Origin of the sequence: Hydrogenophaga sp. Root209 (genome assembly GCF_001428625.1) — a bacterium.
Lineage (GTDB): Bacteria > Pseudomonadota > Gammaproteobacteria > Burkholderiales > Burkholderiaceae_C > Hydrogenophaga.
On sequence record NZ_LMIE01000001.1, the window covers coordinates 55,967 to 79,244 of the forward strand.

The 23,278-nt window shown below is 68.5% G+C and carries 27 protein-coding genes; 9 read left to right on the forward strand and 18 right to left on the reverse strand.

The genetic code is table 11. The features are described from left to right. Positions 1 to 22: 22 nt before the first annotated feature. The 4 genes from ASE11_RS00285 to ASE11_RS00300 are packed head-to-tail and all read right to left on the reverse strand — an operon-like array spanning position 23 to position 3,262. Positions 23 to 1,672 carry a SulP family inorganic anion transporter gene (locus ASE11_RS00285; protein ID WP_056264096.1) on the reverse strand — a complete coding sequence of 550 codons (1,650 nt, stop codon included), beginning with the start codon at positions 1,670 to 1,672 and terminating at the stop codon, positions 23 to 25. Further along, complete coding sequence (locus ASE11_RS00290; protein WP_056264098.1) at positions 1,669 to 2,463, reverse strand: fused MFS/spermidine synthase; 795 nt, start codon at positions 2,461 to 2,463, stop codon at positions 1,669 to 1,671. Before ASE11_RS00290 ends, ASE11_RS00285 begins: the two co-directional genes overlap by 4 nt. After that, entirely contained in the window at positions 2,460 to 2,846 is a 387-nt protein-coding gene (locus tag ASE11_RS00295; protein WP_056264102.1) for a hypothetical protein, read from the reverse strand. The genes ASE11_RS00290 and ASE11_RS00295 overlap by 4 nt, the downstream gene beginning before the upstream one ends. Next, positions 2,843 to 3,262: a DUF1275 family protein gene (locus ASE11_RS00300; protein ID WP_056264107.1), complete on the reverse strand. Its 420-nt coding sequence runs from the start codon at positions 3,260 to 3,262 to the stop codon at positions 2,843 to 2,845. Before ASE11_RS00300 ends, ASE11_RS00295 begins: the two co-directional genes overlap by 4 nt. A gap of 162 nt (positions 3,263 to 3,424) precedes the next feature. Here ASE11_RS00300 and ASE11_RS00305 point away from each other — a divergent pair, with 162 nt between their 5' ends. The 3 genes from ASE11_RS00305 (at position 3,425) to ASE11_RS00315 (ending at position 4,594) form a co-directional block, all read left to right on the forward strand. After that, positions 3,425 to 3,775 (forward strand): hypothetical protein, encoded by a 351-nt coding sequence (locus ASE11_RS00305; RefSeq protein WP_056264110.1) that lies wholly within the window; start codon positions 3,425 to 3,427, stop codon positions 3,773 to 3,775. A gap of 47 nt (positions 3,776 to 3,822) precedes the next feature. Continuing rightward, on the forward strand, positions 3,823 to 4,029 hold the full coding sequence (locus tag ASE11_RS00310) for a ribbon-helix-helix protein, CopG family (protein WP_056264114.1): 207 nt from the start codon (positions 3,823 to 3,825) through the stop codon (positions 4,027 to 4,029). A 130-nt stretch (positions 4,030 to 4,159) separates the two neighbouring features. Further along, positions 4,160 to 4,594: a VOC family protein gene (locus ASE11_RS00315; protein ID WP_235501153.1), complete on the forward strand. Its 435-nt coding sequence runs from the start codon at positions 4,160 to 4,162 to the stop codon at positions 4,592 to 4,594. A gap of 30 nt (positions 4,595 to 4,624) precedes the next feature. Here the strand turns inward: ASE11_RS00315 and ASE11_RS00320 are convergent, their stop codons facing one another. From ASE11_RS00320 to ASE11_RS00335, 4 genes are all read right to left on the reverse strand, one after another. Then, entirely contained in the window at positions 4,625 to 4,993 is a 369-nt protein-coding gene (locus ASE11_RS00320; protein ID WP_056264117.1) for a DUF1428 domain-containing protein, read from the reverse strand. A gap of 100 nt (positions 4,994 to 5,093) precedes the next feature. Next, a complete protein-coding gene (locus ASE11_RS00325; protein ID WP_056264120.1) occupies positions 5,094 to 5,912 on the reverse strand; it encodes a methyltransferase domain-containing protein in 819 nt (272 codons plus the stop codon). A gap of 2 nt (positions 5,913 to 5,914) precedes the next feature. Beyond that, the gene (locus ASE11_RS00330; RefSeq protein ID WP_056264125.1) at positions 5,915 to 6,430 is read right to left on the reverse strand and encodes an OsmC family protein; all 516 of its coding nucleotides are present in this window, start codon (positions 6,428 to 6,430) and stop codon (positions 5,915 to 5,917) included. 19 nt (positions 6,431 to 6,449) lie between these two features. After that, on the reverse strand, positions 6,450 to 7,262 hold the full coding sequence (locus ASE11_RS00335; protein ID WP_056264129.1) for a class I SAM-dependent methyltransferase: 813 nt from the start codon (positions 7,260 to 7,262) through the stop codon (positions 6,450 to 6,452). A gap of 136 nt (positions 7,263 to 7,398) precedes the next feature. Here ASE11_RS00335 and ASE11_RS00340 point away from each other — a divergent pair, with 136 nt between their 5' ends. From ASE11_RS00340 to ASE11_RS00365, 6 genes are all read left to right on the forward strand, one after another. Then, a complete protein-coding gene (locus ASE11_RS00340) occupies positions 7,399 to 8,943 on the forward strand; it encodes a winged helix-turn-helix domain-containing protein (protein ID WP_056264132.1) in 1,545 nt (514 codons plus the stop codon). Between the two features lie 111 nt (positions 8,944 to 9,054). Further along, positions 9,055 to 10,392: an NAD(P)/FAD-dependent oxidoreductase gene (locus ASE11_RS00345; protein WP_056264137.1), complete on the forward strand. Its 1,338-nt coding sequence runs from the start codon at positions 9,055 to 9,057 to the stop codon at positions 10,390 to 10,392. Continuing rightward, the gene (locus tag ASE11_RS00350) at positions 10,389 to 11,393 is read left to right on the forward strand and encodes a hypothetical protein (protein WP_056264141.1); all 1,005 of its coding nucleotides are present in this window, start codon (positions 10,389 to 10,391) and stop codon (positions 11,391 to 11,393) included. The genes ASE11_RS00345 and ASE11_RS00350 overlap by 4 nt, the downstream gene beginning before the upstream one ends. Continuing rightward, positions 11,390 to 12,163: a lysophospholipid acyltransferase family protein gene (locus ASE11_RS00355; protein WP_056264145.1), complete on the forward strand. Its 774-nt coding sequence runs from the start codon at positions 11,390 to 11,392 to the stop codon at positions 12,161 to 12,163. Before ASE11_RS00350 ends, ASE11_RS00355 begins: the two co-directional genes overlap by 4 nt. Beyond that, positions 12,160 to 12,918, forward strand: a complete 759-nt coding sequence (locus ASE11_RS00360; RefSeq protein WP_056264149.1) for a glycosyltransferase family 2 protein — start codon at positions 12,160 to 12,162, stop codon at positions 12,916 to 12,918. Before ASE11_RS00355 ends, ASE11_RS00360 begins: the two co-directional genes overlap by 4 nt. Positions 12,919 to 12,928: 10 nt before the next feature. After that, positions 12,929 to 14,137: a cation:proton antiporter gene (locus tag ASE11_RS00365; protein WP_056264152.1), complete on the forward strand. Its 1,209-nt coding sequence runs from the start codon at positions 12,929 to 12,931 to the stop codon at positions 14,135 to 14,137. A gap of 121 nt (positions 14,138 to 14,258) precedes the next feature. On the opposite strand, the gene ASE11_RS00370 is transcribed toward ASE11_RS00365, so the two are convergent. From ASE11_RS00370 to ASE11_RS00415, 10 genes are all read right to left on the reverse strand, one after another. Further along, the gene (locus tag ASE11_RS00370) at positions 14,259 to 14,528 is read right to left on the reverse strand and encodes a hypothetical protein (protein WP_156406178.1); all 270 of its coding nucleotides are present in this window, start codon (positions 14,526 to 14,528) and stop codon (positions 14,259 to 14,261) included. A 65-nt stretch (positions 14,529 to 14,593) separates the two neighbouring features. Beyond that, positions 14,594 to 15,163: a dihydrofolate reductase family protein gene (locus ASE11_RS00375; protein ID WP_056264158.1), complete on the reverse strand. Its 570-nt coding sequence runs from the start codon at positions 15,161 to 15,163 to the stop codon at positions 14,594 to 14,596. A 114-nt stretch (positions 15,164 to 15,277) separates the two neighbouring features. Then, positions 15,278 to 15,997, reverse strand: a complete 720-nt coding sequence (gene fabG / locus ASE11_RS00380) for a 3-oxoacyl-ACP reductase FabG (protein ID WP_056264162.1) — start codon at positions 15,995 to 15,997, stop codon at positions 15,278 to 15,280. Between the two features lie 16 nt (positions 15,998 to 16,013). Then, on the reverse strand, positions 16,014 to 16,592 hold the full coding sequence (locus ASE11_RS00385) for a hotdog family protein (protein WP_321166252.1): 579 nt from the start codon (positions 16,590 to 16,592) through the stop codon (positions 16,014 to 16,016). Next, entirely contained in the window at positions 16,589 to 17,377 is a 789-nt protein-coding gene (locus tag ASE11_RS00390) for a beta-ketoacyl synthase chain length factor (RefSeq protein ID WP_056264165.1), read from the reverse strand. Before ASE11_RS00390 ends, ASE11_RS00385 begins: the two co-directional genes overlap by 4 nt. Positions 17,378 to 17,445: 68 nt before the next feature. Next, entirely contained in the window at positions 17,446 to 18,639 is a 1,194-nt protein-coding gene (locus ASE11_RS00395; protein ID WP_056264169.1) for a beta-ketoacyl-[acyl-carrier-protein] synthase family protein, read from the reverse strand. Next, entirely contained in the window at positions 18,636 to 19,424 is a 789-nt protein-coding gene (locus tag ASE11_RS00400; RefSeq protein ID WP_056264172.1) for a class I SAM-dependent methyltransferase, read from the reverse strand. Before ASE11_RS00400 ends, ASE11_RS00395 begins: the two co-directional genes overlap by 4 nt. Further along, positions 19,421 to 20,221 carry a polysaccharide deacetylase family protein gene (locus ASE11_RS00405; protein WP_082585415.1) on the reverse strand — a complete coding sequence of 267 codons (801 nt, stop codon included), beginning with the start codon at positions 20,219 to 20,221 and terminating at the stop codon, positions 19,421 to 19,423. The genes ASE11_RS00400 and ASE11_RS00405 overlap by 4 nt, the downstream gene beginning before the upstream one ends. A gap of 1 nt (position 20,222) precedes the next feature. After that, positions 20,223 to 20,867 (reverse strand): alpha/beta hydrolase, encoded by a 645-nt coding sequence (locus ASE11_RS00410; protein WP_056264180.1) that lies wholly within the window; start codon positions 20,865 to 20,867, stop codon positions 20,223 to 20,225. Further along, on the reverse strand, positions 20,864 to 23,203 hold the full coding sequence (locus ASE11_RS00415) for an MMPL family transporter (RefSeq protein ID WP_056265515.1): 2,340 nt from the start codon (positions 23,201 to 23,203) through the stop codon (positions 20,864 to 20,866). The genes ASE11_RS00410 and ASE11_RS00415 overlap by 4 nt, the downstream gene beginning before the upstream one ends. Positions 23,204 to 23,278: the final 75 nt, after the last annotated feature.

The window sequence follows — 23,278 nt, forward strand, 5'->3', positions numbered from 1 at the left end:
AAGAAGCGTCAAGAAAAAGAAATCAGACCGTCAGATCGTCCGGCAGCCGGCGCAGCACACCGGCCAGGTCGTCGGCGTAATCGCCTTCGGCCAAGGTGTCAAGCACGCCGCTCTTCCAGAGCTTGGCGCGAACGCGGTGGTTGGCCTCGCACAGCAGTATGCGCACGCCGCGCTTTTGCAGTTTGCGCACCACGTCCTGCAGCGCCTGCAGGCCGGTGAAGTCCATGAACGGCACCAGCCGCAGCCGCAGGATCAGCACCTTCGGGTCGGTGCGGGTCTGCAGCAGCGTGCGCTCCAGGCTCTCCACTGCACCAAAGAAGAAGGGGCCGTTGATTTCGAAGACCAGCACGCCCTTGGGCAGCGCTGGTCGTCCCAGCCCGTGCAGGGCGGACTTGAGGTCGTCCTCGTCCACAGACTGCACCTCCACCGTCGCGGCCATGCGGCGCAGGAAGTGCAGCGTGGCCAGGATCACGCCCACGTTCACGGCCACCACCAGATCGGCAAACACCGTCAGCACGAAGGTGATGACCAGGATCAGCCCATCGGCCCGTGGCGCGCGCAGCAGGATGTGCAGGAAGTGCGGAATCTCGCTCATGTTGTAGGCCACCACGAACAGGATGGCTGCCAGCGCCGCGAGCGGAATGTTCTGTGCCAGCGGCGCCATGAACAGGATCACCGCCACCAATGTCAGCGTGTGCGTGACGCCGGCCAGCGGGCTGGTACCGCCGTTGCGCACATTGGTCGCCGTGCGCGCGATGGCGCCGGTGGCCGCGAAGCCGCCGAACAGCGGCGCCACGATGTTGGCCAGGCCCTGGCCCACCAGCTCCTGGTTCGAGTCGTGTTTGGTACCGGTCATGCCGTCTGCCACCACCGCCGACAGCAGCGACTCGATGGCGCCGAGCATGGCAATGGTGAAAGCCGGCCCGATAAGCTGAATCAGCTGCGTGAGCGTCACCGTGGGAATGGAGAAGTCGGGCAGGCCCAGCGGAATACCACCGAAGGCGGTGCCGATGGTCGCCACACCTGGAATGTTCCAGACCGACTGGATCACCGTGGCCACCACCATCGCCGTCAGCGGCCCCGGCACGCGCGCCATGCCGCGGATGCGCGACGAATACAGCACCAGCAGCAGGCTCAGCACACCGATCGCCAGCGTCGGCACATGCACCTGCGTGATCACGCCCAGCAGGTGCAGCAGCTTCTCGTGGAAATGCTCACCGCCGGTGGCTGGCAGGCCCAGAAAATCGCGCCATTGCCCGACGAAGATGATCACGCCGATGCCGCTGGTGAAACCCACCACCACCGGCGCCGGGATGAATCGGATCACTGCCCCCATCTTGGCCACGCCCATGAGCAGCAGGATGAAGCCCGCCATCAGCGTCGCCACGCGCAGGCCGTCGATGCCGTACTTGGCCGTCACGCCCGCCAGGATGGCGATGAAGGCGCCGGTGGGCCCGGCGATCTGCACACGGCTGCCGCCCAGCAGCGACACCATGAAGCCACCGATGATGGCGGTGTAGATCCCCTGTTCGGGCCGTGCGCCCGAGGCGATCGCAAAGGCCATGGCCAGCGGCAGCGCCACCACACCAACGATGACGCCAGCCACGATGTTGGGCAACAGCCGCCCCTTGCCGAACTGGCCTGAGCGCTTGGCTTCGAGGATGGTGATCATGCGAACGCCCGGGCGCTCCTGGCCTCCCTGAGCACGTCGAGCACATCGGCCTCGATGTCGGTCCACGCCGGTTCCGACATGCCCGATGGCCGTTGCAAATGGTTGGGCAGGCGCGTGCAGACGCTCAAGTTGTTGCGCCCAAACACCACGCTGTTGCCGCACTCCCTCGTGGCCACCGCCAGGGCATTGCCCTCAAAGTTCATGGCGATGCGCTCCAGATAGGCGCCAAAGTAGATGTCGAGTTCGTGCAGGTTGCAGACCATGACACCGCCGGTGGTCAGCAGGCGGGCGCAATGCCCATAGAAGCTCGGGGTGCCCAGCGCGGGCGCCATGCTCTCGGCATCGAAGCCGTCGACCATGATCACGTCATAGCTCGCATCGTCCATGGCCGCGACGAAGTCCGCCCCATCGGCCTGCACCACCCGGAAATCTTGCTGATCCGGCGGCACCTTGAACTGATCCCGCAGCGCAATCACCCGCGGGTCGATCTCCACCACAGTGATGTCCGTGCCCGGAAAGTGCTGGTGGCAGAACTTGGGCAGCGATCCGCCGCCCAGTCCGATCATCAGCATGTTCAGCGGCCTGGGCTGAAACAGCACGAACCCCATCATCAGCCGCGTGTAGTTAAGCACCAGGCGGTCGGGGTTGCGCAGGTCCATGGCGCTTTGCACGTCGGTCGCGCCAAAGCGCAGCGCCCGCTCGAAACGAGCATGATCGATCCGTACCTGCCGCAAAGTCAGGCCTGCGTTGACCGCGGCCCGTTGCAGTGAGGATTCGAAGTCCCATGTCATGCGGGTTCACCGTTGCCGAGCGTTTCGCTGAGCCCCTCAGCGCGGACACAAACCAGGCCATATTCCGGGTTGGTTTTGCAGGCCGCGATCACTTCTTCCAGGCCTGAGGCGGCGAAGCACACCGAGTCCAGCCAGTTCATGGAGCGCATGAAGGCTGGAAATGTGCAGGCGCAGTCGCCAAATTTGTGCTCGAACGCCTCGACGTTGGCGTGCTCATGGCTGTGGTCCAGACAGGGTGACGACCACAGCACGAAGCGACCGTCCAGCCAAGCCGTGGCGACTGGCCAGGTGCGCACCTCGCCCATGGGCCGGAAGCAGATGGCCATCGTTTCGGACGCTTCGGACGCGTCGGACGCCGGTACGAAGACGCGGGCTGTTTTCACGTGCGGGCGCTTTCCTGCCGGCGCAACCAATCCCCCAGGTCTTGCCACAGCGGAGCCGCCACGGCGCTCAGCACCAGCGCCAGCGGCACCGTGGCCACAAAGCCCACCTGCTTGAACGCCAGCGCGCCCGCCAGGCCCCCGGCGAAAAACAGGCCCAGGATGGAAGCGTGAATGCCCAGCTTGTCGCGGTCGGCTTCCACGAAATGCACCAGGTTGCCCGCGTGGGTGCGGTTCCGGTACAGGAGGCGGCCCAACTCGATGCCCAGATCAGTCACGATGCCGGTCATGTGCGTGGTGTAGCGCTGGATCGCCAGAAAACCGCCTGCACTGGCCGCGCCCGCAACGAACGCCGGCATGCCGCCCCACTGGCGGTTCGCGCAGCGGGTGCGCACTTTGTGCGTCAGGCTTCGGATCATGGGGGTGGATTATGCGCCCTGAGCACATCTATAGATTAAATATGATGTGCCTACAATTTCAATACCATGATCATATGATGATCATGCAAAGCACGCTTGTTGAAGCGTCCCCAGGGCCAGTCCGAACGCCCCGCTCCGCCGCCCCCAGAAAGGTTGAACGCCATGTCCTTGTCCGCCCTTGAACGAAGCCTGCGCGCCAAACACCCGCGCTGCATCCGCGTGAATCTGCGTCTCTGGTATGCGCTGAAGTCCGCCAATCTCATCGAGCAGCGCGAGATATCCCCAGACGCACCCGCGCTGGCCGGGGTGCTCTTGCCGCACTTCAAAGAGGTGTTGGTCGTGCTCGATCCCGATCTGGAAGACCGGGCATTCCGGGTTGAAGACGCTGCCGAGCCGTCCGGGCGATCCGCTCCCGGGCCAGTCCACGCAGCGCCCCGAGAGGCGAAGGCCCAGGCACCCGATAGCGCGAAGCCCGAATTGGCCTCCGACCGCCGCTGGATGGGCCGCTACTGAAGTTCGGCCCTGGCGACACGCACATCCCATTTACATAGAATGCCCACATGGAGCTCAAAACCGCCCGTCTGACAGTCCTCATCGACCCGGCCAAGAAGAAAGCCTTCGAGAGCCTGTGTGCGCGCCAGGACGTGACCCCGTCCCAGGTTGTGCGGCGGCTGATCCGCGACTATCTCGCCAGCCACGGCGAGGGTTTTGTACCCAGCGGTGCGGTTCAAGCCGTCTTGGATGCGGAAAAGATCGAGCAGTCCTGATTCGATTCGGGCCTATTCGAAAGAAACCCCGCAAACATTGGTCGGCGGGGTCAGCGCCATCAGATCGCCAATCGGATGCGACAAGAGCTGAAGGACCAGAACGGGTTGCGGTAGAGCGAGATCGCGACTTGTGGATGAAGCCTTTCGATTGCGAACTTGTCTCGTTGGTCGATTGGCAGGTGCGAACGACCGCAATCGCCACATCGGATTTGCCCTGCGGTTTCGGCGAACGTCAAGTTCCAAGGTGGACAGGTCGTCCACCCAACGAATTTTCTATGGGAATGTGCTTGGCTTCCGGACGCAGCACTTTGAGGGACTTTCGTATGGCATAGCGGTGCGCGGCGAGACGGCGTTGTACTTCTGGGCCTGCAATGACAAGCACATCGCTGAAAACACCTCTTGCTACATCCGCGTGCAGGACATCAGGGGCATGCTGCGGGAACTCAGTCCGAAGCTACCCTCGCTGCAGGCCGTGGTCCGAACGGCATGGGGCATGGATGAACTCTACGTCATCGACCCGGACGGCAACCTCATCAAGTTCGGGCAGGAATCGTCGGCGCAGTAGCGCATAGCACCGGCTGGCGCGCCCCGCTGCTCAAGCCTTCACTTCGACCACCTGTTCGAAGCCGCCGAAGATCATGCGTTTGCCGTCGAAAGGCATGGGCAGGTTGCCAGGTGTGGACGGATCCATGCGCGGGTCTTCCATCATTTTCTTCATGGCCGCGTCACGTGTGGCCTTGTCCGGCCATTCGACCCACGAAAAGGCCACCGTCTCCTCGGCCGTGGCCTGTACCGCACGGCGGAAATCGGTGACTTTGCCGTCGGGGACGTCGTCGCCCCACCCCTCGATCACCCGGATGGCGCCCAGCTCGATGAACATCGAGTCGAACTGGCGCGCGTGCTCGATGAACTTCTGCTTGTTCGCGGTTGGGACTGCAATCACGAATCCGTCGATGTACGACATGTCTTCACTCCTGTTGGGTTGACCGGTCGACGCGCCCCCTGTGGGCGCCTCGTATCCCAACGACGAACGACGGGTAGCCAGATCGACAGGCCCCGAGCGCTCAGGGGGCGGCTGCCTGCACACCGCCACCGAGCACGAACTCACCCGGCAGCGCAAAACCGTCCGCAAGGGCCCAGCGCTGCAGGGAGGCGAGGTACTCGGCGCGCACGGCCGTGCGGGTGGGCGCGTCGAAGTGGTTGTAGGCCAGCGCCACCGGCCCGCCCACAAAAGCCGCGTCGCACGCGGTGGTGGCGTCGGGGTAGTCGATGGTGGTGGTGATGCGCTCGGTGTGCACCTGCTGCAGACCGGCACCGGCCAGCGCGTTGCGCAGGTTGTCGCCCCCGCCCAGTCGGAAAAACATCGGGCAGACCTCGGACTGCACGCGCGCATCGACGATGGGAAAGACGCCGGACCATCCGCAGGCCAAGCGCTCGCCCCAGACCGACACCACCAGCCGCCCGCCGGGTCGCAGGCAGCGCGCCATGGCGGCCAGGCAGGCTTCGGGGTCGGGCATGTACATCAGACCCAGGCCACACAGCACCACGTCGAAATGCGCCGGCGGCAACACCTCGTCCACCGTTTGCGCATCGGTGCGCAGGAAGTGGCAACCAGGCGATGCAGCCTGTGCCACCGCCACCATGCCCGCCGACACGTCGCAGCCCACGGCCTCGCCCCGCGGCCCGACGGCGGCCAGCGCCGCGCGCGTGAGCACGCCCGAGCCACACGCCACGTCGAGCACACGCTCGCCCGGGCGCAGTCGGGCCAGGCGCAACACGCCTTGCGTGGCGGGCGCCAGCGCCTCGCGCCATAGGTCCTCGTAGCGGGCCGAGGCATGGTCCCACCCATAGCGCTGCACGCGCAGTTGAAGCCGCCCGTCCATGCTCAGCCCCGGGGGCCGTACACCACGCTGCCCTGCAGCGGCTGGGGGTCGGCGAACACGTGCAGGTAAGGACTGCAGCGGCGCGCTTCGGCAAGCACCGGCTCCAGCTGCTCGGGCGTGGCCTCCGCCTCCAGGTACAGCGTGTGGCGCACCCCGAGGTAGGCGGGGTAGACGCCCTCCATGCCGAGCAAGCCCCGGTTGTCGTAGTCGGCCGCGACCTCGACCTCCAGGCTGCGCACGCCGATGCCCGCGCGCGCCAGAAAGATGCTGTAGCCGATGGCCAGGCAGCTTGCCAGCGCGGCGCGACCGTGCACACCGGGCGTGGGGCCGGCGCCGATGCCACCCCCCTCCACCGGCATGTCGATGCTGAAGCGCCAGTCGCCCTCCTGGGCCTCGCAGTGCAGCCCCTCCACCACCCGCGCCCGCATCACGCTGGTGTCCTGGGCGGCTTCCGGCTTCTTGGCAAAGACGTGCGCCATGCGGCTGAAGGCGTTGCGGATGTGGTCCTGTGCGTCCATGGCGTGTCTCCGGGTCGGTTCAGCGGCGCGTGACGACCACCTCGAGGTATTCACTGGGCACGACCAGCGAGTGCGCGCCCCCCTGGTTCAGGCGGTTGAGCAGCTCAATGAGATCGCGCTCCAGCAGGGCCGCGGTCTCCGGGGGCAAGGCCGCGAAGGCCTTGTGCACCGGCCCGTACCAGGTGCGGAACACCTCGACGAAGTGTTCAGCCGAACGGTACCGGAAGTTGAAGACTTTGGGTGTGGCCGCGATGGCCGATGCCTGGTCGCCGAACAAGGTTTCCAGGTGCGACTTCACGCCCCAGAGCGACGGCGACTTGACGCCCGCGGGCGGTGGCAGGTGGCGGCCCAGGGTCTTGAACAGCTGGCCAATGAAGCCCTCGGGCGTCCAGTTGGCCAGGCCGATGCGTCCACCCGGGCGGCACACCCGCGCCATCTCGTGGGCCGCGCGCTGCTGGTCGGGCGCGAACATCACACCGAAGGTGGACAGCACCGCGTCGAAACGGGCGTCGTCGAAAGGCAGCGCCTCGACGTCGGCCACCTGGGTGGTCATGGCCAGGTGCTCGGCGCGCGCACGCTCGGCGCCGCGCTCCAGCAAGCTGTCCACATAGTCGGTGGAGGTCACGTCGCAGCCGCGCCGCGCCGCGGCCAGGCTCGCGTTGCCGTTGCCGGCGGCCACGTCCAGCACGGATTCGTCCCAGCGCAGGTCGCAGGCTTCGGCCAGCGATTCGCCCACGATCTGCAGCGTGGTGCCGATCACGGCATAGTCGCCACTGGCCCAGGCCATCTGTTGCTTGTTCTTCAGAGCGGTGAAATCGGTCGGGGTGTCCATGTGTCTTCCTTCGGGTTGGGGTTGAACAATGTCGGTGTCTGGAGACCCGACTGTCTGCCCGGGACGCGCAAGGCGTCCTTGGCTTTTTCTGAAGACTTCCTGTATTTTCTGAAGCCACCGTTCACCGGGAGCCCGCGTGCAAGAGTCCTACCGCTTCGATCGCTTCGAACTCCGGCCGTCCGAGCGCGTGCTGCTGGTCGACGGCGCACCCGCCGCGCTGGGCTCGCGCGCGTTTGATCTGCTGCTGTGCCTGGTGGTGCATCACGACCGCGTGCTCACCAAGGGCGAGGTGCTGGAGCAGGTGTGGCCAGGCCAGGTGGTGGAGGAAAACAACCTCTCGGTGCATGTGTCGGCGCTGCGCAAGGTCCTCGGGGCCGGCGCGATCACCACCATCTCCGGCCGCGGCTACCGTTTCACGCTCGACCTGCTCCCGGCCCCCGGCACCCGCCCGGACGCCGCGCCACCAGCCCCGGAGCAGCTGGCGCAACTGGAGCGCCCCACCATCGCGGTGCTGCCGCTGAGCGTGCTGTCGAACGACCCGCGCATCGGTTTCTTCGCGCAAGGCCTGGTCGAAGACGTCACCGCATTGCTGGCCCGTGTGCCCGGCTTCATCCTCATCGCGCACGCCTCGTCGCTGGCGTTTCGCGGCCTGCAGGCGCCGCTGCAGGACGTGGCGCGGCAGCTCGGTGTGCGTTTTCTGGTGCAGGGCAGCGTGCGCCCCAAGGCCGACGCGCTGCGCGTCTCGCTGCAGCTGATCGAGGCGGCCTCCGCCCGCATCCTGTGGAGCGCGCAGTTCGACAGCCAGGCCGACAGCCTGGCCGATGGCGCCGTGGATGCGCAGGAGAACATCGCGCGCGGCATCATCAGCGAACTGGAGCCCGAACTCACCCGGGCCGAAATCGCCCACATCCGCCGCCAGCGTCCGGAAAACCTCGATGCCTGGGCGCACTACCACGAGGCCGTGGGCGCGCTCGCCGCCCAAGGCTGGAGCGCCGACGGCATGGCCACGGCGCGAGACGAACTGCGGCGCAGCACCGCGCTCGACCCGAACTTCGGCCTGAGCCACGGCCACTACGCGCTGCTCACCATCGTGGCGTCCAACATCGGCATGGTCCCGGACACGCCGGACCTGCGCGCCGACGTGCTGGCCTCGGCCAACTCGGCCATCACGCTGGACGACGGCAGCTCCGAGGTGCTGGGCTATGCGGGTTGCGCTCTGTGCGACCTGGGCCATTACAAGCGCGGCATCGACACGCTGCAACACGCGCTGGAACTCAACCCGAGCAACGCCCAGGCACACGTGGCCATGGGCGCCGCGCTGGCGATGAACCGCAAGTTCGACGAGGGTGTTGAACGGATGCGCTACGGGATGAAGATCAGCCCGCGTGACCGCCGCCTGGGCTTCTGGGGCTGGCTGCTCGGGCGCTTCCTGCTGCGCGCCGACCGCGTCGACGAGGCGCTGGTGGAAGCGCGGCGCTCGTGCCGGGTCGACCCGCGCTTTCACCTCCCGCACCTGCTGCAGGCCGCCGCCCTCGATCGCCTGGGCGCCCCCACCGATGCGGTCAACGCCCTGAGGGCCGCGCGCCAGCGACGCAGCCAACTCTCGCTGGACGAGGTGACGCTGACGCACGGGCGGCGCATCGGCGAACGGATCGCGCTGTTGTGGGATCAGACGGAGTGATCCGACGAGAAGCGGCACACCGCCAGCACCTTCGAGTTACGCCGCTACAATTTTCAACCGCCCACTCCACACCCCATGGCCTGCACGAGCAGGCGCTGAGGGTGCACCCACATGAACAACGACAATCCGGGATCCGAACGCCATGAGTGCGACGTTCTCGTGATCGGCGGGGGGCCAGCCGGCTCCACCATCTCACCCATGCTGGCCGAAAGAGGTCACCGCGTGGTGCTGCTGGAAAAGGCACACCACCCTCGCTTTCACATTGGCGAATCCCTGCTCCCGGCCAACCTGCCCTTGCTGGAACGCCTGGGCGTGGCCGACGCGGTGCGCGCCATCGGGCAATACAAGCCGGGCGCCGAATTCGTCTCACCTCACCATGAGCACACACAGACCTTCGAGTTCGCCGATGCCTGGGACAAGTCCATGCCCTACGCGTATCAGGTCAAGCGCGCGGAGTTCGACGAGATCCTGATCCGCAACGCACAAAGCAAGGGTGTCGAGGTGTTTGAGGGCTGCACGGCGCGGTCGGTGGAGTTCCTGCCCGACCACACGGTGCGCGTGCATGCCGAACACGACGACGGCCGCAGCACCGTGTGGAATGCGAAGTTCCTGGTGGACGCCTCGGGGCGCGACACGTTTCTGGCATCGCGCTTCAAGATCAAGGAACGCAACCCGCGCCACAACAGCGCGGCGGTGTATTGCCACTTCGCCAACGCGCGCCGCAACGAAGGCGAGGCCGAGGGCAACATCACGATCTTCTGGTTCGACCACGGCTGGTTCTGGTTCATCCCGCTGCACGACGGCGCCACCAGCGTGGGCATGGTGACCTGGCCATACAACATGAAGACGCGCAACGGGCGCAGCGTGGAGCAGTTCCTGATGGACAACATCGCCACCTGCAAGGGGCTGACCGAGCGCCTGGAGAAGGCCCACCTCGTCGCGCCGGTCGAGGCCACCGGCAATTTTTCCTACGCCGCCCAGCGCAACCATGGCAACAACTACCTGATGCTGGGCGACGCCTTCACCTTCATCGACCCGGTGTTCTCTTCGGGCGTCTGGCTGGCCATGAGCGGCGGTGAGCTCGGCGCGCAGACCATCGACACCTGCCTGCGCGAGCCCGCGCGCGCGGCTGCCGCGCTCAAGCGCTTCGACCGCCACATGCGCTACGGGCCGAAGGCCTTCTCGTGGTTCATCTACCGCGTGACCAACCCCATCATGCGCGACTTCTTCATGGGCCCGCGCAACATCTTCCGCGTGAAGGAGGCCCTGCTCTCCACCCTGGCCGGCGACGTGTACGGCGGCGCGCCCATCGCGCGCTCGCTGTTGGCGTTCAAGGCACTCTACTTCGCGGCCAACATCATGCAACCCCGGCGCGCCTTCGCCGCCTGGCGCAACCGCCGCGCCAACATCCGGCCGGTGGACGACGCGGCCCTGGCCCGCTCGCCGTGACGCTGCACCACACCACCTCGCCGGCATCCGGTGCGCAGGACGCGGGCGCAGAACTGGGGGGCGCGGTGATCGGCGATTTCAAGGAAGCGCCCACCGTGGCCTGGCCGCAGCAGCACCTGCGCGCACCGCTGCTGAACGCCAGCGCGCCGTGGCTGCAGGAAGTCTGGCGCGCCGACGGCCCGGTGCAGCAGGGGCACAGCGAGGGCATCCACTGGCGGCGCAGCGCCGACCTGCTGTACGGCGTGATCGAGCTGCATGAAAACGACTGCGCTGCCAGCGGGACCACGCCCCTGCAATCCGCCAGCCGGCTGGTCTACGAGCGCCTGTTCGGCCTGCTGCGCGCGCAGGGCACGCCCCACCTGTGGCGGGTGTGGAACTACCTGGGCCGCATCAACGGTGAGTCGCACGGACTGGAGCGTTACCGCCAGTTCAACCAGGGCAGGTACGAGGCGTTCGTGCAGGCCCGGCGCGACACCGGTGGCCAGGTGCCGGCGGCCTGCGCCCTCGGCGTGGCGAACGGCCCGCTGTCGGTGGCCTTCCTGGCCGGCATTTCGCCGGTGGTGCCGCTGGAGAACCCGCGTCAGGTGAGCGCCTGGCGTTACCCGGCGCAATACGGACCGCGCGCACCCACCTTCTCGCGCGCCGCGCTGGCCTACCCACAGGGGCAGGAGGCGCTGTTCATCTCGGGCACGGCCAGCATCGTGAGGCACGAGACGGTGCACCCGGGCGACGTGGCCGCGCAATGCGTGGAGACCGTGCGCAACCTGGAATGCATCGTCCTGGAGGCCAATCGCCAGGCCCGCTCGGCCCAGCCGTTTTCGCTCGAAGGCCTCGGTCATCGTGTCTATGTGCGGCACGCGGGAGATGCCGACACCGTGCAGCGCACGCTGCAGCCCCTGCTGCGTGGCGCGCCGGTGGTGTGCGTGCAGGCCGACATCTGCCGAGCCGATCTGCTGGTGGAAATCGAATCCCAGGCGATCCACCCGATGCCACCGGCATGACCGCGATGGCCCGCCCGACCTCGCTGCTGTGGAGCGTGTACGAGCACGTCGCCATGGTGGTGGGCCTGGGTGCGCTCGCGGTGGTGTGCCTGAGCTGGTCGCCGCTGGCGCTCGCGCTGTACCCGGTGCTGCCAGGCCCGCTGGGGCGCTGGCTGGGCCGCCAGGCCATCATGCGCGGCTTCCGGCTGTACGTCGGCGTGCTGCGCCTGCTGTGTGCCTGCCGCTTCGATCTCACCGCCATCGATGCGTTGCGCGACCAGGGGCCCATGGTCATCGCGGCCAACCACCCTTCCCTGCTGGACGCGGTGCTGATCACCTCACGCCTGCCCAACGCGGTCTGCATCATGAAGGCCAGCCTGATGGACAACCCGCTGTTCGGTGCGGGCGCGCGCATGGCACGCTACGTGCGCAACGACAACCTGCTGGGCGCCGTGCTGAGCTGCCGGCGCGAGCTGCGGCAAGGCGCGCAGGTCGTGATCTTCCCCGAAGGCACGCGCACGCAGGGCTACCCGGCGAACCCGCTCAACCCGCTGTCGAGATCGACCGCGCTCGTGGCCACCCGCGCTGCCGTGCCGGTGCAAACCCTGATCATCGAGTTCTCCAGCCCTTACCTGGGCAAGGGCTGGCCGCTGTGGCGCAAGCCCAGCCTGCCACTGACCTGCCGCGTCCGCCTGGGCAAGCGCTTCGAGGCGCCACGCGATGCGCGCGCCTTCACCACCGAGCTCGAAGCCTACTTTCGCTCCGAGCTCGCACAACCTTCCATGGCATGAACCTTCCCAGCACCACACACCTGGTCCTCATCCCCAGCTTCAACCCGGGCCGCAAGGTGCTCGCCACGGTGCGCGCAGCGCGCGCGCAGTGGACACCGGTGTGGGTGGTGGTGGACGGCAGCACCGATGGCTCGGCCGACTGGCTGAGTGCCGAGGCCGCCACCGACCCCGGCCTGCGTGTGCTGGTGCTGACCGAGAACCAGGGCAAGGGCTCGGCCGTGCTGCATGGCATCACGCTGGCGGCGCAGGCCGGCTTCACGCACGCGCTCACCATGGACTCCGACGGCCAGCACCCCGAGACCCTGATCCCCGATTTCATGGCAGCGTCGCAAGCCGCGCCGAACGCCATGGTGCTGGGCAAGCCGGTGTTCGGGGCAGAGGCACCTCTGGTGCGTGTGATGGGCCGCAAACTCTCCAACGGCTGGGCCAACCTGGAAACGCTGAGCTTGGGCATCGGCGATTCGCTCTACGGTTTTCGCGTCTACCCGATCGCGCCGCTCATGAAGGTGATGCACGGCACGCGCTTCATGCGCCGCTTCGACTTCGACCCCGAGGCCGTGGTGCGCCTGTGCTGGGCCGGCGTGCGGCCGATCAACCTCGACGCACCGGTGCGCTACTTCTCGCCGCAGGAAGGCGGCGTCTCGCACTTCAACTACGTGCGCGACAACCTGCTGCTGAGCGGGATGCACGCGCGGCTGCTGGTCGGCTTTGTGCTGCGCCTGCCGCTGCTGCTGTGGCGGCGCCTCGTCAAATGAGCCCCACGGCATGAACACCACCGAGATTTTCCTGATCGCCATGGCGGTCATCTTCACCCTGCCCTGGCTGATCTGGCGCCTGGGCCGCACCGACTACTGGGCGCCGCTGGTGGTGGTGCAGATCATCACCGGCATCCTGCTCGGGCCCGGCGTGCTGGGCCAGGCGTTTCCCGAGATCTACCGCTTCGTCTTCAACCCCACGGTGATCCAGTCGCTCAACGGCATCGCGTGGTGGGCGGTGATGCTGTTCGTGATGATCGCCGGCGTGGAGCTGGACCTGCGCCAGGCCTGGAAGCACCGGCGCGAAAGCGGCATCACCGCGGGCCTGGCGCTGGGCACGCCGCTGCTGCTGGGCTGCGCCGCCGCGCTCGTGCTGCTGGGCCAGTCCGGCTGGGTCGGCGCCGCCGCGCGGCCCTGGCAGTTCGTGATGGGCGTGGGCATGGCCTGCGCCGTCACCGCCCTGCCCATCCTCATCCTGCTGATGGAGAAGCTGCACATGCTGCGCCAGCCGCTGGGCCAGCGCATCCTGCGCTACGCGAGCCTGGACGACATCGCCATCTGGGGCGTGCTCGCGCTGATCCTGATGGACTGGCAGCGCGTGGGCAAACAAGCGACCTTCCTGTTGGCCTTTGTGGTGCTCAGCTTTGCCTTTCGCCACCTCATGCGCCGCCTGACCGAGCCCGACCGCTGGGCCGTGAGCCTGATCTGGCTCGCGGTGTGTGCCTTCGGCGCCGACTGGTCAGGCCTGCACTACATGGTGGGTGCGTTCCTGGCCGGCGTGGTGATGGACACCGAGTGGTTTGACCAGGAAAAGCTGGATCTGTTGCGCCACCACGTGCTGCTGGTGCTGATGCCGGTGTTCTTCCTCTCCACCGGGCTGCGCACCGAATGGGCCGTGGGTGGCGCGGCGGTGTTCGGCGCGGCGGCCCTGCTGCTGCTGGCCTCGGTCAGCGGCAAGCTGCTGGGCGTTCACGCCGCCGGGCGCTGGCTGCGATGGCCCGCCGGCGAGGCGTCCATCATCGGCTGGCTGCTGCAGACCAAGGCACTGATCATGATCATCTTCGCCAACATCCTGCTGGACAAACAGATCATCACCAACGAGACCTTCACCGCGCTGCTGCTGATGGCGGTGGCCAGCACCATGCTGACGGTGCCGATGGTGGCGCCCAAGCTGCGCGGCATTGTGCGCGGCGCCTCGGCACTGCGCAGCAGCCCCTAGCTCAATCCAGGAACGCCAAAGGCCGAGCTTCCGTGACACCCGGTGCTCCCCGGGCCACCAGCGTCCTCCATTGGTTCAGGTCGTTGGTGAGTCGTCTGCGCAGAGCCTCTGGCGTGTCGGGCTACATGCCGATGGCGTGGGCTTTGTGTCTTGTCTTGGGCTTCGCCGAGAACTCCACGGCCACCGTGCCCACCAGTTCTCCATCGGCAAAGGCGCCAATGGCTGCACTCCTGCCCGATGGGTCCGCGATGCGCTTGATCCAGAAGGACTTCGGCTCGGCGACGCGTTCCTGGGGCGTGGCTGTAAAGGCGTCAGTGGCCAGCTCGCAGGCTTCGAGCATCAGAAGCCGGTAGCGTGGTGCGTCTGATGGTTGCAGGAGGGCGACGTGCATGCCGTCTGCGGCCTGTGATTGGAGCTCACCGATCGCCTTGATCGACGGATCACGCTGTCCGCTGATCAGGGCGCCAGACTGTATTCGAGCACAACCGGACCGCCCGCGAGCGGTTGCGCGGTGGCCAGCGACAACCGGCGCAAACCCAGGTCCGACGGGGCAAAGGATCGGCCACGACCCAGCAGCACCGGCAGCACACGCAGGCGCAGCACGTCGACTTCGCCCGCGCGCAGCAACGCATCGCTCAGACTCAGGCTGCCCCAGATGATCAGGTTGCCGGTGAATCGGTGGCGCAGGTCGCGGACCGCGGCCACGCCGTCGCCCCTGAGAATTTCAGCCGAATCGCTCGTTCCCCAGGGGGCCGATTCGAGCGAGGAGGAAACGACGAACTTCGGGAGTTCCCGGATCGGCGTCGCGACCGGATCGACTGCGGGATCGGCGGTTGGCCAATAGTCGGCGAACATCCGGTAGGTCTTGGCGCCGAGGACGATGGCCGCGACGCCGGACAACATCCGCAGCTGCTCGCCATCCACGCCGTTGATCCACTCCGCATTGGCGAAGAATCCGATGCCGCCATCCGCGTCTTCGGCATAGCCGTCTGCGCTGACGATCTGCTCCACGATGACTTTGCCCATGTGTCGCTCCTTTGATACCGGGAAGACGGCCCGGCTTCCCTGTTCGACGAACAAGGGGACGCGAAATCGACACGGCACCTGCTGGCGACGGCACTCCACTCAGGCGGTGTGGCCTCAGGCCATCCCCCCATTGATCGAAATCACCTGCCCGCTCAGGTAGGCGGCCTTGTCGGAGGCCAGGAAAGCCACCAGCTCGGCCACTTCGTCGGCTCGGCCGGCGCGCTGCATCGGCACCAGGCGTTTGATGGCCTCGGCATCGAAGGCGCCTTCGATCATGTCGGTCTCGATGATGCCGGGCGCCACCGCGTTGACGGTGATGCCGCGGCTGGCGAGTTCGAGTGCGAGCGACTTGCTGGCTGCGTGCAGCGCTCCCTTGGCGGCCGCATAGTTCACCTGGCCCCGGTTGCCCATGACGCCGGCGATCGACGAGATGGAGATGATGCGGCCCCAGCGTTTGCGGATCATGGGCATCGTGAGCGGCTGCGTCACGTTGTAGAAGCCGTTGAGCGAGACGTCGAGCACGCGGTCCCATTGCTCACCGGTCATGCCGGGAAACACCGCGTCGTCGTGGATGCCGGCGTTGTTCACCAGGATCTGCACCGCCCCGGCTTCGAGCAGCGCTTGGAGCGCGGCAGCGGTGGCGGCGCGGTCGGTCACGTCGAAGGCGACGGCCTCGGCGCTGCCGCCGCTGTCGCGGATGGACTGCGCGATGGCGGTGGCTTTGTCCAGCGCGCGGTGCGCGTGCACGATGACGTGATGTCCGTCGGCGGCCAGGCGCTGGCAAATCGCCGCGCCGATGCCGCCGCTGCCGCCGGTGACCAGGGCTCGTTTCATGGGGTTGTGTCCTTGTTCAGCGTGCGTCCGCGTCGAGCACCACGGCCGCGCGCCCTTCGAGCAGGCAGCGTTCGCCGTGGTGGAGCGTGAAGCGGTAAAGCACGTTGTTGGCGTCGCCCGAGACGCGCTCGGCGCGCACGCTCAAGGGGCCTGGCAGGTCGTCGAGCCGTTCGGCGTGCAAGGTGACACCGCGCACGCTGGTGAGGTAGCCCTGGCGCGGCGCATCGTTCGCACCGGCCACGAGCGCGCCATGCACCGCCATGGCCTGCGCCGCGTATTCGATTCCGGTGGACGCGCCCAGGCGACCGGCTTCGCGCAGCGGGTGCGCCGGGTCGGTGTGGCCCACGGCGCGGCAGACGACGTGATCGGCCGACCAGTCGATGACCGCGTCCAGCAGGCACATGCTGCCCTGGTGCGGAATGCGAGCCGCGATCCAGGCGTGATCCAGGGCTGTGGGGCTCACTGGAGGACCTTCGCCCTGCGGGCTGCGGTGCGAGCTGGCTTGGGAACGGCCCGGCGCGGCGCTCACCGGGATACCTTCGCCCTGCGGGCTGCGGTRCGAGCTGGCTTGGGAACGGCCCGGCGCGGCGCTCATACCGGCTCCACCCGCACCACGAGCTGCAGGCCGGGCAGGTAGTCCAGGCACACCTCGCCAGCCTCGCCTTGCGCCAGGCGATCCAGAAGCGGCAACGCGCGCAGCGCGGGGATGGCCGCGCGCAGGGGCTCCAACGCGGCGTGGCCCCAGGGCGGCGCGGGCGCCTCGGTGGTCTGCACCGTGATGCGTGCCAGCGCCTGCGCAGACGGCGCGGGCTCCAGTCGCAGCGCGACGCCCGCGCAGTCGGGCACCGGGCGCTTGGCGCGCAGTGGCTCGGGGTACTCGCTGTCGTAGGCCAGCAGCAGTGTGGCTTGCTGGTCCAGCACCACCTGGCCCAGCGCATCCAGCAGGCCGGCGCCAAAGCTGCCGTCGAAGGCGCACATCACCTGGCAAGGCGCCATCGACTTCGTGGCGATGCCCCAGTAACCGGCGGGCGCGTTGTGCACCGAGTTGTGAAAGCGCGTGGGCGAGACGTGGCGGTCGTCGGTGGCGAGCTGTTCGCACAGCGCGTGGCAGTTGTGGCCGTCAGACCCCGAGGAGCTGAACACGGTGGCGAGGGTGGACACGTCCGCACCCGCCGCGGCCTCCAGACCGATGCCCAGGGTGAGCTTGATCACGCGGCTGGCGCGGCGCCGCTCGGCCGGTGGCAGGATCGCCGGGGCCGGCAGCAGCGAAGGCACCGATACCCAGGCCTGCTCGCCGCGCAGCACAGCGCGCGCGCTCGGCCAGTCGGGCAGGCCGGGCGCGATGAAGCCCACGCCGGTGATCCAGGCGGTCAAGGGCACGCCAGCTGGAATACCTCCGTGCTGCGCACTGCGGTGCGAGCTTGCTTGGGAACGGCCCGGCGCAGCGCTCATGCCGCGCCCCTGCCGAACACCAGGCTGCAGTTGCTGCCGCCAAACCCGAAAGAGTTGGTGAGCGCGTGGCGCAGCGGTGCGTCGGCCCCCTGCAACTGGTAGTTCATCGGGATCGCGGGATCGAGCGCGCGCGTGCCGGGGCTGCCGGGCACGAAGCCGTCGACCAGCGCGATCGTGCACAGCACGGTCTCGACGGCACCGGCGGCGCCCAGCGTGTGGCCGGTGGCCCCCTTGGTGGACGAGCAGGCCACATGTTCTTCGAACACGGCGGACACGGCCAGGCCCTCGGCGCTGTCGTTGGCCGGCGTGGCCGTGCCGTGCAGATTGATGTAGTCGATGGCGCCCGGGCTCAGCGATGCAGAGCGCAAGGCGGCCTGCATCGCCATCTTTGCGCCCAGGCCCTCGGGGTGCGGCGCGGACATGTGGTGCGCGTCACTCGATTCGCCCGAACCCAACAACCACACGGCGTCAGTGGGCGCGGCGTCGGCGCGTTCGAGCAGCGCGTAGGCCGCGCCCTCGCCGATCGAGATGCCGTTGCGGCCAGCGTCATAAGGGCGGCAAGGTTCGCGCGACGTGAGCTCGAGCGAAGCGAAACCGTACAAGGTGGTGAGGCACAGCGAGTCGACACCGCCGACCAGCGCCGCGTCGATGGTGCCCAGCTCGAGCTGGCGCGCCGCCGCGGCAAACACCTTGGCGCTGGACGAACACGCGGTGGAAATCGTGGTGGCCATGCCGGTGATGCCCAGGTGCTGGCGCAGAAGCTCGCTGAGCGCGTAGGGGTTGTGCGTGGTGCCGTAACTGAACGACGCGGGCAATGCGCCGGTGACAGGATCGCGCTCGCGGTAGGCCAGCTCGGTCTGCAGGATGCCGGAGGTGCTGGTGCCCATGAAGACGCCCACGCGCCCCGCACCGTGCTTGGCGACGGCAGCGCGCACGCGATCCTCGAAGCCGTCGGCCCTGAGCGCGAGCAGGGCCAAGCGGTGGTTGCGGCAGTTGTAGGCGCGCAGCGCCGCGGGCAAAGGGTGATCGTCCACCCCCGCGACCTCGCCCACCCAGGTGGGCAGGTCCACGGTCTCGAATGCACAGGGCTGCAGGCCGCTGCGGTTGTCACGCAAGGCCGCGCGGTGGGCATCGAGCCCGACGCCCAGGCAGGTGGTGACGGTGGTGGCTGACAGCAGCAGGGGCTTCACGTGGAGAGGGAGGAAACGGGGTCGGGCATTGTCTCAGATGGTGGCAGGTTCACCGGCGCCGCTCCGTGCGGCACCTTACACACCAGCATCACGTTGGCAAAGGGTTTGCGCCCGCTCATGGGCTCGGTTTCGACCACGAAGCCCAGTCGTTCGAGCTCGGCCACCCAGTCCTGCAGCGTGCGGCAGTACAGGCGGGGCAGACGGTGGCCGCGCGAGTAGGTGACGAGGCGGTCCAGGCCGTTGCAGATGCGGTAGGTGAGGCCGGCGCCGGCGTCGCCGATGCGCGTGAGGAACACGCCGCCGGGCGGCAGCGCCTGGCGGATGCGCGCGAGCACGGCGCGCTGCTGCTCGTGGCTGAAGTAGTGCAGCGCGTCGAGGATCACGATGGCATCGGGCCGACCGAAGTCCACCGCGTTCATGTCGCCCTGCTCCACCCGCACCACCGGGTGCTGCGGGCCGAAGGCGCACGCGGCGCGGTCCACGTCGCGCTGCATCAGTTCCACGCCGCGCAGCTGCTTCGGCTGCGGTGGCGGCGCCCAGCCCGTGGGCCAGTGCCCTTGTTCGTGCAGGCGGCGCGCCGCCAGCAGCCAGGCGAACAGGCTGCCCTGGCCGCAGCCGAGGTCGAGGTAGTGGCCGCCCTCGGGCAGCAGGCCGCGGCGCAGCATCTCGTGAAAGATGCTGTCGTAACCGAGCTTGCCGCGCGCGTAGTGGTAGGCGAAGTGCCCGCTGGCGCGGAAGGTCTGGCTCGCCTCGTGAACCAGCTGTTGAACGGAGTGGCGGCTCATGGGGACAGCGCCTGGGTCAGCGTGACGGGATGCAGCTGGCGTTCGGCAATGGTCTGCAGCAGGCGCGGCAGCACCGCGAGCACCACCGGCTCGCCGGTGGGCGTGCGCGCGCAGTGGCCGTCGTGCATCAGCACGATGTCGCCTGCACCCAGGTGCCGCGCGAGGCGCTGGTGCACGCGCTCGGCGTCGCCGGTGCGAGTGTCGTAGGCGCGGCGCGTCCAGGTGGCGAGCTTCAGGCCCAGGCCGTGCAGCACGGGATCGAGGAAGGGGTTGCGCAGGCCGGCTGTGGCGCGGAAGAACGCTGGCGCCTCACCGGTGATGTCGGCAAGCAGGGTCTGCGCGCGCACGATGTCGCGCCGCATCGCGCCCGGGCCGAACAGCGAGAAGGCGTTGCTGTGTGCATACCCGTGGTTTTCGACGCGGTGGCCGCGCTGCACGATGGAGCGGCACAGCGCGGGATGTTGTTCGGCGATGCGCCCGATGCAGAAGAAGCTGGCGCGCGCGTCCGCCGCGTCGAGCAGGTCGAGCACACGCGGCGTGACCTCGGGGTCGGGCCCGTCGTCGATGGTCAGCGCGATCTCGCGCCGCCGCGCGGCGGCCTCGGGCAGGCGGATCAGGTTGGGGCCGAGCAGCGTGGCGCGCGGCAACAGCCCGGCGCCGGCCAGCAGCACGTGGTTGGCCACCAGCGCGCCCACGGCCCAGGGCCAGGCGGTGGGCACGGCCAGCGTGCCGAGGGCGGCCGCGCCGTGCACGGCGGCGCTCGCGCTCAGAAAGGGGGCCGGGGTCCAGCGCGACATGTCAGCGGGAGAATTGGCCGGCATCCAGGAAACGCTCCCACAGCGGCAGCCAGGCCGCCCAGTCGTGACCACCCGCAACGGTGTGGCGCGAGGCCGGCGGGAAACGTTCGGCCACGCGCTGGATGCGCGCGGCAAAACGGTCTTCGGTGCCGTGGCCGATGAACACCGGCAAGTCGGGTGGCGGGCGCTTGAGCCATTGCCAGACGCGCAGCTCGGGGTCGCGCAGGTCTTCCTCGCTGGGTTGCCATGGGTCCGGGCCCCCGGCGCGCTCGACGATGTTGACGCTGGGCAGGCTGCCCGGGTAGGGCGCGAGCAGGCACAGGCCGTCGGCCACGCCGGGCCGCGCGGCCAGGTGCGCCATGGCCACCATGCCGCCGAGCGAGATGCCGCCCAGCCACACGCGTGCGCCGCGCTCACGCGCCGGCGTGAGGATGTCTTTCTGCAGGGCGTCCCAGGTGTGCACGGCATCGAGCCCGACACCACTGATGTCGACCGCCAGCAGGTCCAGCGGCAGGCCGCGCTGCGCGATGGCGCGGGAAAAGCCGGCGTCGAATATGGCTTCGGGGCGCATGGCCACACCAGGCAGCATCACGAGCAACTGCGGCGCAGCGCGCAAGGTGCCGACGGTGCGCAGCGTGGTGGTCACGGCGTGGGCTTTCTCACCGCGAACGCCGCCGACAGCACCAGCGCCAGCACCGCGCCCGGCCCCACCGTCACGCCGATGGCCTGCAGCACGGGCACCGAGGAAATGGCCAGCACGCCGAAGCCGATCGCGGTGGTGGTGCTGGCCACGCCGATCGACAGCAGGGTTTCATCGTCCAGCGCTTCCCCGAGCGCGAGGCGGTCGAAGAACAGCGCGTAGTTGGAACCCACCGCCACCGTGAGCAACACGCCCACCAGGTGCAGCAGGTGCAGGCGCACGCCACAGGCGTGCAGGCCGGCCACCACCACCATCACCGCCATCACCAATGGCAGCATCACGCCGGCCAGCCGCCGCGGGCTGCGCAGCACGAAGGCCAGCACCACGACGATGGCGAGGAAGCCCGCCAGCGAGAGCAGGATGGCTTCGTCGATGTACTCGCCGTAGAGCGTGTCGAACTCGCCCTTGAGGTCGATGAAGATCGCGCCGCTGCCGGCCAGCGCGGCCCGCACCGCCTCGACCGGGATGTCGGCACCCGCGGCAGCCGGCGCCGGACGCAGCGGCAACAACACGCTCCAGCCCTGGGGACGTTGCAGCAGCAGCGCGTCCACCGCCAGGCCCAGACCGGTGCCGTCCAGGTCTTTGCGGGTGAGGTTGGGGGCGCTGCGAGCGGCCTGCACGTCGTCCAGGAACGGCTGCAACCGATCGGCCGACAGCGGCGCATCGGCCAGCGCGATCCGCAGGCGCGCGCCGAGTTCGTCGGGCGGCGGCAGGCTGGCGCGCCGCGCGTTCTGCATGGCCTCGCTCGGCAGGAAACGCGCCGGGGAATCAAAGCCGCCGATGAGCCCCTGGTCAACCAGCCGGCGCAGCGGCTCGCCGGCGCGCTCGGCCGCCTGCAGCGCGCTCTCGCGGTCGGGTGCGGTGATCACCGCCATGTAGCGCGCGTCGGGCGCGCCGAGGTCGGCGCGCAGGCGGGCGTCCAGCTCGCCTTCGGCTTCGGTGACCGTGGACAGTGCCGACAGGTTGGGGTACCAGAGGTCGTTGCGGTGCTGGGCCAGGTACACGCCGGCCACCAGCACCACCACCAGCAAAGGCCAGCGCAGCCCGCTGGCGTGCGCCACCAGCGGGCGCAGCAGGCGGCCCTGGCGCGCGCCATCGGCCAGATGCACACCGGGGCCCGCCAGGTGCGGCAGCAGGTAACGCGTGACCAGCGCGGCTGTGACCACGCCGCTGATGGCGTACAGGCCGAGCTGCGCCAGGCCGGGGAAGCCCGAGAACAGCAACGCGCCAAACCCCAGCAACGAGGTGAGCACACCCAGGCGAATGGTGGGCCAGTACTGCTCGCGCCAGGACACCGTGCCCATGCGCCCCGACTGCACGAAGTAGTAGATGGCGTAGTCCACCGCCTCGCCAATGAGTGCGGCGCCAAAGCCAACCGTGATGCCGAACACGGTGCCGTGCACCAGCCCCACCGTGACGATGGCGGCCAGCGTGCCGCTGAGCACCGGCACCAGCGTGAGCAGCATGAGGCGAGCGCGGCGGTACACGAAGCCCAGCAGGACGGCGATGATGACCGTGCTCATGATCGACAGGCGCGCGACCTCTTCCTGGATGGTGGCGCGCGCGCGCACCGCAAACAGCCCGGGGCCCGACATCTCCATCGTCAAGCCGGCCATTCCCGGCTGCTGCGTGGCTTGCGCAAAGCGCTCGCGGATCAGCTCCACGGCCGCCGACTGTCCATCGGTGTCGGAGCCGAGCGCGTGCGTCTGCACCAGCAGCATGGCGCGTTCGCCGTCGCGCGAGGCCCACACGCCTTCCATCTCGTTGGGCTGCACCCCGCCGCCCAGGCCCGAGACCAGCTCCACCAGTTCACCGGTGGGGTCGCGCGCGAGGAAGGGCTTGAACAGCAGTCCGGCCGACGAGCTGAGCAGATCGATGCTGTTGTTCACCGCGCTGCGCAGACCTTCCACGCTGAAGCGCTCGGGCGTGACGGCGGTGCTCAGCAGGTAGCGGTGAGCCAGCAGGAAGTCGCGCGTGGCGTCCATCGCCTCGGCTTCGCCGTTCTGCACCGTGGCAAAGGCCTCGTTGCCCGCCAGCGAGGCGCGCAGCGCGCGCGACGCGTCGGCCCGCTGCGCCGCGTCGCCACCGGCAATCGCCACCATCAGCAGACGCGACACCGCGCCCTCGCGCAGCTGGTCCACCATCACCGATTGCTCGGCCGTGGGGTTGGAGGGCAGGAAGAAGGAGACATCCGCGGAGAAACGGGTGTTCCAGAGCAGGCCCAGCCCCAGCGCCATCGCCGCCAGCCAGATCAACAGCGCACGCCAGACGCTCCGGGTCATGGGAAAACCTYCGTGCTTCGCACTGCGGTGCGAKCCCCCTTCGGAGCGGCCGGGCGGGAACATTCGAAAACCTCC